The sequence below is a fragment of the Oleiagrimonas sp. genome, from assembly GCF_027858935.1.
In the GTDB taxonomy this organism is placed as follows: Bacteria; Pseudomonadota; Gammaproteobacteria; order Xanthomonadales; family Rhodanobacteraceae; genus Oleiagrimonas.
In genome coordinates, this window is record NZ_JAQIBU010000205.1 from 1 (window position 1) to 11,723 (window position 11,723).

Consider the following 11,723-nt stretch of genomic DNA (forward strand, 5'->3'; position numbering starts at 1 on the left):
TTGGCAGCACGCGTGCACGCCCGGCACAATGATCAAAAGGACTGAAGGAGGCTGCCATGCTGATCGTCGTCGGAATCATCCTTGCCATCGCGGCATTGTTCGCTCTCGCGATAGGGGGACGAGGCTGGCAGGCATGGTGTGCGGCCGTGGCGATCCTTTTCGCGACGTGGATTGCGCTCGGCGTGGGTTCGCCGATCACTTTCAGCATCCTGCTGATCCTCGCGGTCGCTCTGGCTGTGGTCACCGGCTTTGCACCCTTGCGCCGCTTGCTGTTCGCCCGCGCGATGATGCCGGTGGTGCAGCAGGTGCTGCCGCGCATGGGCGATACCGAGCGCACCGCTCTGGAGGCCGGAACGGTGTGGTGGGATGGCGAGATCTTCTCCGGCATACCGAACTGGAAGCGCCTGGCCGAGTTCGAATGCCAGCCGCTCAGTCCCCGTGAGCAGGCCTTCCTGGACGAGCAGGTGGACACCCTTTGCCGGATGCTCGACGACTGGCAGATCGAGCAGGAGCGCGGCATGCCCGAGGCGGTATGGGACTACCTCAGGCGCGAGCGTTTCTTCGGCATGATCATTCCCGAGCAATTCGGCGGCCTGGGCTTTTCCGAGATCGGCCACTCGCGCGTGGTCACGCGCATCGCCAGTCGCTCCATCGCCGCTGCGGTCACGGTGATGGTGCCCAACTCGCTGGGACCCGGAGAGTTGTTGCTGCACTACGGCACCGAGGCGCAGAAGAACGAGTATCTGCCACGTCTGGCCGACGGGAGCGAGATTCCCTGCTTCGCCCTGACCGGCCCCGAGGCTGGCTCCGACGCCGCCGCCACTCAATCGCACGGCATCGTCGAGCACGGCATGTGGCAGGGCGAACAGGTGCTGGGCATGCGCCTGACCTGGAACAAGCGATACATCACACTGGCACCGGTGGCCACGCTGATCGGCCTGGCTTTCCGGCTGAAGGACCCGCACGGCCTGCTCGGCGAAAACGAGGATCTGGGCATCACCTGCGCGTTGATCCACAGTGACCTGCCCGGCATCGAGATCGGGGATCACCATGACCCGATGGGCGTCCCGTTCAACAACGGACCGATCACCGGCACCGACGTGTTCGTGCCGCTGGACAGCATCATCGGCGGTCGCGAACAGATCGGTCATGGCTGGCGCATGCTGATGGAGTCACTGGCCGCGGGGCGCTCGATCTCGCTGCCGGCGCTGGCGATCGGCGCAGCACAGATGTCCACCCGCATCTGCGGCGCCTACGCCTCGGTCCGCGAACAGTTCGACACCCCCATCGGACGATTCGAGGGCATCGAGGAACCGCTGGCGCGCATTGCCGGAATGACCTATCTGATGAGCGCCACGCGCACCCTCACATGCGGTGCACTGGACGCCGGTGAACGACCCGCGGTCCTGGGATCGATTGCCAAGGCCTACCTCACCGAGGGCATGCGCGAAGTCGTGGCCGACGCCATGGACATCCGCGCCGGTGCGGCCATCCAGCGCGGACCACGCAACCTGCTCTCGCGCATGTGGATGGCGGTGCCTGTCGGGATCACGGTGGAAGGCGCCAATATCCTCACCCGTTCGATGATCATCTATGGGCAAGGCGCGATCCGCTGTCACCCGTTCGTGCACAAGCTGATCGATGCGGCGGGAAAAAACGACACGTCACTGATGGACAAGGCCGTGTTCGGCTACGTCAACTTCGTGGCCACGCGGGCGATGCGATCGTTTGCATTGGCCGTCAGCGGCAGCCGTCTGGCCGGTGTGCCGGAGGGTGACCTCAAACGACAGGTCCAGCACCTTTCGCGCATGTCCGCTGCGTTCGCCTTCGTCTCGGACCTGTCGATGATGACCCTGGGTGGCGCACTGAAGCGTCGCGAGAAGATTTCCGGCCGCCTGGCCGATGCCCTGGCCTGGCAGTACATCGCCGCCGCCGTGCTCAAGCGCTACCAGGACAACGCCAAACTGGCCAGTCACTACGACCTGGCAAGCTGGAGCCTGGCCACGGCACTGTATCGCGCTCAGGAGGCTCTGGTCGGCGTGATCGAGAACCTTCCCTCGAGACCCGCCCGGATCCTGGCACGGTGTGTGGTGTTCCCGTTCGGGGCCCGCTTCCGGCCACCTTCGGATCGGCTCGGGCAACGTGTGGCGCGCACCATCCTCGAAGATCGCGAAGCGCGCCTGGATCTGACCGCCGACATCTTTGTACCCGGTCCGGACGAGACCGGTCTGGGCACGCTGGAGGCCGCGCTGGACAAGGCCGTGCGAGCAATCCCTGTGGAAACCAAGATCCGCGACGCGGTGCGTTCCGGCGTGCTGGAGCGGGCCCCGGGCTACATGCTCGACGACATGGCACTTCAGGTCGGCGTCATCAGCGAACAGGAATACGAGTGGATGGACGAGGCCCGCGAGGCCCGCAACGAGGTGGTACAGGTGGATGTATTCGACGCCGAGACCTACCGGACATTGCGCTGAACGCAGGATGCCGCACGTTGATTGTTTCGCATCCGGCAACACCTAACTTGCGCTGAAATGCTCGCGAACGTGATAGTTTTCCATCCAAAGCTGCATGCATAAGGCTTCGGGAGAGTACACATGCGTATCGGTCTAGTCATGGATGCCACCTGCGACCTGCCACTGGATTACGTGCACAAGCACAACATCACGGTGCTTCCGATCATGGTCAACGTGGAAGGGGAGTCCTTTGCCGACCAGCACGATCCGGCCGAGACCAAACGATTCATCGACTCGGGCATGGGCAGCAAGAGCCATGGCGCGGAGACCACGCCCTATTCGTCGGAAGATGTCGTACAGCTGTTCCTGGATCGCCTGGTGATCGACTTCGACTGCGTGTTCTGCCTGACCATTACGGCCACCCGCAGTCCGGTGCATGCAAACGTCAGCAAAGCCAGTTTCTCGATCCTCAAGAGCTACCGTCCGATCCGTCAGCAGGCCGATATCCCCGGCCCGTTCCTGATGCGGGTGATCGATACCCAGACGCTGTTTGCCGGCGCCTCGATCACTGTGCTCGAGGGGGTGCGCCTGATCCAGTCCGGCGAGAGTCCGGGGCACATGCGCGAACGCCTGGAACACATCGCACACAACGCCCATGGTTTTCTGATTCCGCGCGATCTCAATTACCTGCGCCAGCGCGCGCGCAAGCGAGGTGACCGCAGCATCAGCCTGTTCGGCGCCACGCTGGGCTCGGCGCTGGACATCAAGCCGATCCTGCGCGGCTGGCGCGGACAGACCGAACCGATGGCAAAGATGCGGGGCTTCGAAGGCGCCACGGAGTCCCTTTTCAAACACATCGGCGAACGGGTGCGAGACGGCCTGCTGGTCCCCGCTGTTACCCTGAGTTACGGTGGTGACCTGGACGTCATGCGCAACCTGCCCGGGTACGACACCCTGCGACAGACCTGCGCCGATCACGGCATTGATGTGCTGGAAAGTCCCATGAGCATCACCGGCATGGCCAATACCGGACAAGGCGCGCTGAGTGCCGGATTCGCCAGCGACCCGTACGAAGCGCAGTTCTGAATCCGGTCGGGAGCCAGGACCGCGTGCTATACAGCAGACTGCGGCACCCGTGCTGCGCATGGATCCAGGCTACAGCCATGAACGCGACCAAGCCCACCCTGCCTTCTGCTGCGCTGCCCCGGCGTGACTGGATGTTTGTGCTATTGCTGCTGGTGGCCACCTCGACGAGCGCGCAGACCGTGTACAAATGCACGGGCACAAACGGCAGCCTCAGCTATCAGGACACCCCCTGTGCGCGCACTGCCAGGCAAAAGGTGATGGTGTTGCACGTCTCACCCCCGGCCACAGTTGCAACCGCACCGGCTGCGCCACGCTCGACCATCGCAGCAGCGCAACCGACGCCGGCGAAATCCGCGCCGCCCCCACAGGTCACTCCGCTGCGCACGCTGCGCACTCTGCCGCAACTCTACGACTGCGTGAACGCTGTCAACGGCAAGGTGTATGTCAGTCGCAACGGCCATCCTGCGTCCTACCTGGCTCCGCTGGGCATGCTCGGCGCCTTCCAGACCCCGCTGGCACAGACCTACGGCGGCAAGGACGCTGCCCGTCGCGCAGCCTCCGATCCGCAACTGGCGCACGGTCGCATCACCCAAGGGCTGGTGACCAGCAACTACACCCGGGTCCAGGACCGCTGCCGTCCACTCAGCCCTCGAGAGATCTGCGAGGCCCTGGGGAATCAGCTGCAGCAACTGGAAACGAAGATCGACAAGTCCTTCCGCAGCGACCGGCCGCCGATGGAAGAAAAGGCTGCCCGCCTGCGCAAGGAACAGGCTGCCTGCCGTCCGTGAGCGTTCGACTCAGGAGACGCTGCTCGCGCTGATCGCAGGCGCGTGATCCGCCTCGTGCCGCAGCAACCAGCGCTTGGCCTCGAGACCACCGGCATAGCCGGTGAGGCTGCCATTGGCGCCGATCACCCGATGGCACGGCACCACGATCGGCAGCGGATTGGCGCCATTGGCCGCGCCCACCGCGCGCACGGCCTGGGGACGACCGATGCGACGCGCGATTTCCGCATAACTGGCCGTCCGGCCATAGCCGATCTCGCGCAGTGCTGACCATACGGCCTGCTGGAAGGACGTGCCGGGCGCTGCCAGCGGCAGTTCGAACTCGATCCGGTGGCCGTTGAACCATTCACTGAACTGGGCATGGATCGCGGCCAGGTGGTCGGGCGCATGTCGCAGGACTCGCGTATCCGGCTGCGGTCGGACCGTTAGCGCAAGTTGCACCCGCACCAGTGCGCCCTGCGCGTTGGCCACCAGGGCAAGACGGCCGATCGGTGTTTCAAGGTGGTCATAGTATTCCATGGGCTTGATGGCTCCGGTGGCCAAGGAGATGGCGCGGCGTGGACGTCAGTGGACCTGCTTGCCTGTCCACGGGCGCGGGCGGGCGACTGTTGGCCTGGACAGGCGCAAGCATGGCCGCCAGCGTAGCGCCATGGGTACCCGGAATGCAGCGTTTTCGATCCTCCCTGCCCAAGCTTCCCGATACCACCTAGAACCCATAGCGCAGGAATCCACCGTCCACGGCGACCAGTTCCCCGCTGATGTAGCTGGCCGCAGGCAGGCACAGGAAGGCCACCGCCGCGGCCACTTCCTCCGGCTCACCGATACGCTGCATCGGAGTGTGTTCGAGCACCTCGTCCAGATAATCCGGATCGGCCAGCGCCGCTTCCGAACGCTGGGTGCGGATGTACCACGGGGCCACCGCGTTCACGCGGATGCCATCGTCGGCCCATTCGCAGGCAAGGTTGCGCGTCATCTGGTGCAGGGCCGCCTTGCTCATGCCGTAGGGCGCGCCGGTGCGTACATGGGTTACACCCGAGACCGAACCGATATTGACGATGGCGGCGTTGCCGTGCGGTACCAGATGGGGATGGGCCAGGCGGCACATGTCGAAGGCGCTGAACAGGTTCTGCTCGAACAACAGGTGCAGTTCCTCTTCGCTGTACTCCAGCGCCGGCTTGATGATGTTGCCGCCGACGTTGTTGACCAGGATCGAGAGCGGCACGCGCAAGTCGGCGATCCAGTCGAACACGTCCAGACGCTCTTCGCGAACGGCAAGATCGGCGGCAAAGCAGCGCACCTCGACCTCGGGACACTCCTCGGACAACTCCTCGCGCACCTGTTCCAGGTAGTCCCTGTCACGCGCCACCAGCAGCAGGTCGGCACCCAGCACGGCCAGTTCCCGCGCGCAGGCCAGGCCGATGCCCTTGCTGGCACCCGTGACCAGGGCCGTTTCTGCGCCCAGGTGCCAACTGGAAAGTCGCGGATGCATGCAGGCTCCTTGGATCAGATGGATGATGCACGGCCGTGGCATGGGTGGAACGGATGCACGGTCTTGCGCTGCATCCTACAACGCACGCTTGCCGCCTGTGCGCGGGCGAGAGAGACTCGTGGCCCAGGCCCCGAGCGATGCCGTCGCCATCACAGGATCAAGGTATCCCAATGTCCCCAACCAGAACAGCCGCCTTCGTCATCCTCGCCATGCTGCTCGGCGCCTGCTCGCATGCTCCGGCACCGGATGCCGCCGACCAGGCCAAGCCGCAGGCGGCCTCCGCATCCACCGCGATCCCGGCCTCCAATCCGTTTGCGCCGATGCTCAAGGACCGCGACCGGGCCAAGGCCGTTCAGCAGTCCATCAACGCACATGACGCGGCCGAACGCAAAGCGCTGAAAGAAGCCCAGCAGTGATGTGGCAGTCCCTTGTGCCGATGCAAGGCATGAGCTGCGGGGCCGGCGAGCGAACACCGGACGGGTCCCTTTCCGCTCATCGCGGAAAGGGACTCACAGCCCATGTCGGCTCAGTGCGGCGTGCACAGGCAATCGGCATAGACGTTGAGCTTGCCCGGCTTGGCCATCTGCAACAGATGCAACTCGGGACCACTGGCGCGCATCATCGGTGCCAGCCAGCGCGGCACCCGCAGCCCGACGTGAGCAAGCACCTGTGCGGCGGCACTGTCACTGAAATTCAATAGCAGGCGCTGAAAGGCGTTGGTGCCATGTTGCTCAAGATAGCGCACACTGGGATTCGGGCCCAGGCCAGCCTTCTTGCCCGCGTAGGCAACCGCATCGCGAAGACCGCCCAGCTGGTCGACCAGACCGCGTTTGAGCGCCTGGCGACCGGTCCACACGCGGCCCTGTGCAATCGCATCCACCTGCGCATAGGTCATGCCGCGCGCCTTGGCCACACCACCGACGAAATCACGATAACCCTTCTCGATGCGGGCCTGCATCAAGGTGGCCAGTTGCGGATCCAGCGGACGCGTGATGTCTCTGGCGTCGGCCAGCGGACCCACGGCCACGCCATCGCTGTGCACGCTCAGCTTGCTGAGCAGGTCGGGCACGTTGTAGACCAAGCCGAAGATCCCGATGGACCCGGTGATGGTGTTGGGTTCGGCATAGATGCGATCGGCATCCATGGAGATCCAGTAACCGCCACTGGCGGCCACGTCACCCATCGAGACCACCACCGGCTTGCCGGACTTGCGCAGCAATTGGACCTGGCGACGGATACGCTCGGCCGCATAGACCTCGCCTCCGGGCGAATCCACACGCAGCACCACCGCCTTGATGTGCTTGTCCTGACGGGCCTTGCGCAGCAGCGCTGAAGTGGACCCGCCACCGATCCGGCCCGGCCCCTGATTGCCGCCCACGATATCGCCCTGGGCCACCACCACGGCCACACTTTCGCGCATCGGCGGTGTCGGTCCACTCACGGCCTTGAGGTACTGCTGCATGTCGATCTGGCGGATTCCATGCCCCTCGTTGCCCGGGGGCACGCCCTGTTTGCGCAGCATGGTCAGCACTTGCTGGCGGGTCGCCAGGCCATCGACCAGGTGATCGTCGAGCGCCAGGCGGGCGATGTCACCGCCTGTGCTGGCCAGACGATCGGGCACGCTGTCCACGATCTTGCGCAACTGTTTGGGCTGCAGCTTGCGCTGGCTGGCCACGTCGTCCAGCCACTGGTTCCACAGGCCACCCATCCAGTAGGCATCGGCCGTCTTGGAGGCCTGCGAGGCCTGGTCGAGCACGTACGGTTCGTCCGCCGACTTGTACTGACCGACGCGGAACAGGTGCACGTTCACGCCGATACGGTCGAACAGGTCCTTGTAGAACAGGCGGTAGCTGGACAAGCCGGTGATCATCAGGCCGCCCATCGGATCCAGCAGCACATGACTGCCATGTGCTGCCAGGTAGTACTGGCTGCGATCCATGTCCGGGGCCCATACATCAATGGTCTTGCCGCTGGCGCGAAACCGGTCCATCGCCGCGCCGACTTCCCGCAGCGCTGCAAAGCCACCGGCGCTCAGATCACCCGGAAGCAGCAGGATGCGGCTGATACGCTTGTCGGTTCGCGCGTGATTGATGGCCGAGATCAGGTCGCGCACCTGCACCTGGTCGGATGATTGCCCCGACATGCCGTTCAATGCACGCTGCAGGGGATCGAGGCTGGACTGTTCGACCAGCTGCCCCTGTGGATGCAGCACCAGTACGGTCTGCTTGCGGATGTTCACGGGATGATCGCCAGCCAGCAGGATCAGCCACAGCAGCAGCAGGAAGAAGACCAGGTTGAGGACCACCAGGCGGAACAGGTTGATTCCGCGGAAGATCAATGCGATGAAGGCAAGGAAACCGTTGCGAGTACGTTCGGGCATGGGCGCGTCCCTACGAAAACAGCCTCAAGCCTAGCGGGTTGCTTCGTACCGGTCATCTGCCTAAGGTCAGGTCAGATTGCGCATGGACTCGCTGCGGCTGGGCAAGTCCCGCCGCCAGCCGCCGCTGGCCAGTGTGCGCATCAGGCGGGTGAAGAGCAGGATCGCTGCCACGCTCAGCCCCACGATCAGGCCGGTCCACATCCCGCGTGCACCCCAACCATGGCGAAACGCCAACCACCAGCCCACCGGCATGCCCAGGCCCCAATAGGCAAAGGCGGTGATCAGCATGGGCACCCGGGTATCCTTGAGCCCACGCAGTGCACCGTTGGACGCCACCTGGATACCGTCGGAAAACTGGAACAACCCGGCCAGCACCATCAATTGCGCCGCCATGGCGATCACCGCCGGATCGTTGCTGTAAAGCGAAGCGATCAGGGTCGGGATCCCCAGCATCAATCCCGAAGAGACCAACTGGGTGAACAGGGTCAGCCCGACCCCGCTGAGTGCCGCATAGCGGACCGCCCGCTCATCCGCGCGACCGGCCGCGTGTCCGACACGGATGGTGATGGCCATGGCCAGCCCGAGCGGCACCATGAACGCCACCGAAGACACATTCAAAGCAATCTGGTGCGCGGCGGTCACGGTCTCGCCCATGGTCGCAATGGCCAGGGCCACGGCCACGAACAGGCCCCCTTCCATCAGCAGCGTAAACGCCATCGGCATGCCCAGATGCAGCAACTCACCCATGATCCGAAGGTTCGGCGGATCGAAGCGTTGCATCAGATTCAGCCCACGGTAGTTCGCATGGCGAAGCATGTACACGGCAAAACCCAGCATCTCGCACCAAAGCACAATCGCGGTGGCCATACCGCTGCCGCGCGCACCCAACGCGGGAAATCCAAGGCGCCCGTACATCAGCACATAGCCCAGCGGTGCCAGCAACGCCAAACCGGCGAGGCTGAAGTACATTGACGGCCGCGGCAGTGAAAGCCCCTCGGACAAACCGCGCATCGCGAAGTAGACGGTCATCGCCGGCGCACCCCATGCAATCGCGTGAAGGAACCGGGTCACATCTGCACGCAAGTCCGGCACCACTCCGACCCACGCCAACAGAACCTCGGCGTGATGCACCAGAAAAAACAGTGCAAGGCCAAGGATCAATCCGATCCAGAGCGCCTGGCGAAATACCGCGCCGATCTCCGCGCTACGGTCTGCCCCATCCAGTTGGGCTATCGTTGGCGGGACCGCCAACATGGTGCCGATTCCCATCAGGATCGCCAGTGTCCAGATGCCCGCTCCCGTGGTGACCGCCGCCTGCACATGCGGCCCCAGATGTCCCGAGAGCAACGCATCGACCACGTTGGTGCCCACCGCCGCCAGTTGCGCTGCGATCAATGGCATAGCCAGGCGCAGCGTGGTGCCGAGCTCGCGCACCACGCGAACCCGATCGATACGCTGGAATAACCCGCCTTGCGTGTGCATCGAAAAACTCTGGTGTGTACCTGCCACGGCCGGCAGACTTGATTCAGACGGCTCGTTCCCCGGCGTCACGCCGCTGCCTGCAGCGATGACACGTGCGTGTCGATCCGGATGCTTCCGGCCGGGTTCGGATCGACCGGTGATTGTACAGGGACAGGTCTAATGTACCGTCAAGCTGTGCGATGATCGCGACATATCGATTCGAGCATGTCTGGCATGGCCGAACCGCTTAAAAACCTGGAACCCGCATCTTCGCAACCGTCCGCGCCGCCGACCTGCGCCAACTGCGGGGTCGAACTCAAGGGCCCCTACTGCCATGCCTGCGGTCAACCGACCCGGCATGTGCTCAAGCATCTTCCGGCGCTGGCCGAGGATGTTCTGGACCTCGCCTTCAACCTCGACGGCCGCATCATGCATACGCTTCCGGCGCTGTACCTGCGCCCGGGCTTGCTGGCCTGTGAGTACTTCGCCGGTCGCCGTGCGCGCTACATCCCGCCTTTCCGCCTGATGTTCCTGCTCAGCGTGCTGGCTTTCCTGCTGATCCAGCTCAAGCTGAATCTCGACCGCAACATGGTCAACATCAGGCTCGGCGATGCCGGTACCCAGACTGCAGCCCAGGTCCAGGCCGATCTGGATCGCGCGCAGCAGCGTATCGCGCAAGAACGCAAGCAACCCGGCAACACGCCCGAGGCGCGAAATGCCCTGGAAGCGAACGGCCGCATCAACCAGGAGCAGTCCGTGCAGGCGCGAAGCGCCACGCCGGCAGAGCCTGCGGGCAAGGGCACCGCATCTATTGATGCAGCGCTTCGCCCCGGTGGTGCGGTTGCTGTGACCGGCGCCGCGGCGGGTACACAAGCCAGCGTTTCCAGAAAGAAGTCCGGCATCCTGACCTTCACGCCGGTCTCCTGGTTGCCGGGCTTCATCAACGAACGCATCGAGACCGGCTTCCAGCGTGCGCGCGCCAACTTCCGGACGATGCGATTGGGCCAGGTCCAGACACGCAACGCGGCCTTGCGGCGATTCCTGGCCGAAACCCTTTCGGTATTGCCGCAGGCCCTGTTCGTGCTGCTGCCAGTTTTTGCGATTCTGCTCAAGGTCGTCTACCTGTTCCAGCGACGGCTGTACATCGAGCACCTGATGGTGGCGCTGTACAGCCACGCCTTCATCTTCATGACCTTGATGCTTTCGGCGCTGGTCGGCCTGGGCCGGCTTGCCCTGCCGGCATGGGCCGGTCCTGCAACGGGCTGGTTGCAGCTGGCGATCTGGGCCTGGCTGCCCCTGTATCTCCTGCTCATGCAAAAACGCGTCTACGCACAGGGCTGGTTCACCACGCTGCTCAAATACGCCTTCGTGGGCCTGTGCTACAGCATCTTGATGTCGTTCGCGGTCGCCTCCGCGGCCCTGATCGGACTGGCCGCCTGATCACGGTCCCGCACCGGTGTCCGCCAAAGCCTTGTATCGACTGGCATTGTCCGAAGGGGCCCGGATCGGACCCCTTCAGGTGCCGGGCAAGTCGGATGAAAAACCTGTCAGGGCAGGCATTTGGTTTGTGGTCGGCTCAAGGTTGTGCACAGTGCACCGGGTTCCGGCGCAAGGGCTTGAAAAGTACGGGAACATCCGCGGACCCGCCCCATGGCTTGAATTCAACTTGTTGTTATTCAAGAACAATTTAAGATTGATTAAAGAGTCACCAATCCGTGGAAGGGCAGCCGTCATGCGGGCCAGAGGCAATGATCCCGTCTGCGTCCACAGACTTATCCACATGTTTTGTGGATAACCGTGAAAACTACATGGCTACGGTTACTTAGCACCCATTCCGAAGAAAAGTGTGAACTGTACCGTGTAGATCCATACAGGCCGCGGGACCCTTTGCCAGGTACGTACAACGCGATCCCCGGCTACACTTCGTTGCATGCCCGCCATCGTGCGCATCGCCCTGCCGGTCCCCTTGCCGCGCCTGTTTGACTACCTGCCTCCGGAAGGACCGGTGGCGGAAGCCGGTGCACGCGTGCTGGTGCCCTTTGGTCGTGGCAAACGCGTGGGCATCGTGG

At 63.9% G+C, this 11,723-nt stretch carries 10 protein-coding genes; 6 read left to right on the forward strand and 4 right to left on the reverse strand.

Translation table 11 applies throughout. The features are described 5' to 3' along the window. The first annotated feature begins 56 nt into the window (after positions 1 to 56). The 3 genes from PF446_RS07500 (at position 57) to PF446_RS07510 (ending at position 4,327) form a co-directional block, all read left to right on the forward strand. Positions 57 to 2,474: an acyl-CoA dehydrogenase gene (locus PF446_RS07500; RefSeq protein WP_298070730.1), complete on the forward strand. Its 2,418-nt coding sequence runs from the start codon at positions 57 to 59 to the stop codon at positions 2,472 to 2,474. Between the two features lie 120 nt (positions 2,475 to 2,594). Next, a complete protein-coding gene (locus PF446_RS07505; protein WP_298070731.1) occupies positions 2,595 to 3,539 on the forward strand; it encodes a DegV family protein in 945 nt (314 codons plus the stop codon). Between the two features lie 77 nt (positions 3,540 to 3,616). Beyond that, positions 3,617 to 4,327 carry a DUF4124 domain-containing protein gene (locus tag PF446_RS07510; protein WP_298070733.1) on the forward strand — a complete coding sequence of 237 codons (711 nt, stop codon included), beginning with the start codon at positions 3,617 to 3,619 and terminating at the stop codon, positions 4,325 to 4,327. 9 nt (positions 4,328 to 4,336) lie between these two features. Here PF446_RS07510 and PF446_RS07515 read toward each other — a convergent pair whose 3' ends face one another. Both PF446_RS07515 and PF446_RS07520 read right to left on the reverse strand, forming a co-directional pair. Beyond that, positions 4,337 to 4,843 carry a methylated-DNA--[protein]-cysteine S-methyltransferase gene (locus PF446_RS07515; protein ID WP_298070734.1) on the reverse strand — a complete coding sequence of 169 codons (507 nt, stop codon included), beginning with the start codon at positions 4,841 to 4,843 and terminating at the stop codon, positions 4,337 to 4,339. A 187-nt stretch (positions 4,844 to 5,030) separates the two neighbouring features. Next, a complete protein-coding gene (locus tag PF446_RS07520; protein WP_298070736.1) occupies positions 5,031 to 5,813 on the reverse strand; it encodes an SDR family oxidoreductase in 783 nt (260 codons plus the stop codon). 170 nt (positions 5,814 to 5,983) lie between these two features. Here PF446_RS07520 and PF446_RS07525 point away from each other — a divergent pair, with 170 nt between their 5' ends. Next, positions 5,984 to 6,229 (forward strand): hypothetical protein, encoded by a 246-nt coding sequence (locus tag PF446_RS07525; RefSeq protein WP_298070737.1) that lies wholly within the window; start codon positions 5,984 to 5,986, stop codon positions 6,227 to 6,229. A gap of 110 nt (positions 6,230 to 6,339) precedes the next feature. On the opposite strand, the gene sppA is transcribed toward PF446_RS07525, so the two are convergent. Continuing rightward, positions 6,340 to 8,193, reverse strand: a complete 1,854-nt coding sequence (sppA, locus tag PF446_RS07530) for a signal peptide peptidase SppA (RefSeq protein ID WP_298070739.1) — start codon at positions 8,191 to 8,193, stop codon at positions 6,340 to 6,342. Between the two features lie 66 nt (positions 8,194 to 8,259). After that, positions 8,260 to 9,675 (reverse strand): MATE family efflux transporter, encoded by a 1,416-nt coding sequence (locus tag PF446_RS07535; RefSeq protein ID WP_298070740.1) that lies wholly within the window; start codon positions 9,673 to 9,675, stop codon positions 8,260 to 8,262. Positions 9,676 to 9,888: 213 nt separating this feature from the next. Between PF446_RS07535 and PF446_RS07540 the strand changes: the two genes are divergently transcribed. Together PF446_RS07540 and PF446_RS07545 are read left to right on the forward strand one after the other, a co-directional pair. Beyond that, positions 9,889 to 11,094 carry a DUF3667 domain-containing protein gene (locus PF446_RS07540; protein ID WP_298070741.1) on the forward strand — a complete coding sequence of 402 codons (1,206 nt, stop codon included), beginning with the start codon at positions 9,889 to 9,891 and terminating at the stop codon, positions 11,092 to 11,094. 490 nt (positions 11,095 to 11,584) lie between these two features. Next, the coding region (locus PF446_RS07545; RefSeq protein WP_298070743.1) for a hypothetical protein at positions 11,585 to 11,723 on the forward strand (139 nt) is incomplete at its 3' end.

Bases quoted from the DNA above. Each gene is read 5' to 3' on its own strand.
- PF446_RS07525 (WP_298070737.1), top strand. From the start codon at position 5,984: ATGTCCCCAACCAGAACAGCCGCCTTCGTCATCCTCGCCATGCTGCTC.
- PF446_RS07520 (WP_298070736.1), bottom strand. From the start codon at position 5,813: ATGCATCCGCGACTTTCCAGTTGGCACCTGGGCGCAGAAACGGCCCTG.
- sppA (WP_298070739.1), bottom strand. From the start codon at position 8,193: ATGCCCGAACGTACTCGCAACGGTTTCCTTGCCTTCATCGCATTGATC.
- PF446_RS07505 (WP_298070731.1), top strand. From the start codon at position 2,595: ATGCGTATCGGTCTAGTCATGGATGCCACCTGCGACCTGCCACTGGAT.
- PF446_RS07515 (WP_298070734.1), bottom strand. From the start codon at position 4,843: ATGGAATACTATGACCACCTTGAAACACCGATCGGCCGTCTTGCCCTG.
- PF446_RS07500 (WP_298070730.1), top strand. From the start codon at position 57: ATGCTGATCGTCGTCGGAATCATCCTTGCCATCGCGGCATTGTTCGCT.
- PF446_RS07535 (WP_298070740.1), bottom strand. From the start codon at position 9,675: ATGCACACGCAAGGCGGGTTATTCCAGCGTATCGATCGGGTTCGCGTG.
- PF446_RS07540 (WP_298070741.1), top strand. From the start codon at position 9,889: ATGGCCGAACCGCTTAAAAACCTGGAACCCGCATCTTCGCAACCGTCC.
- PF446_RS07510 (WP_298070733.1), top strand. From the start codon at position 3,617: ATGAACGCGACCAAGCCCACCCTGCCTTCTGCTGCGCTGCCCCGGCGT.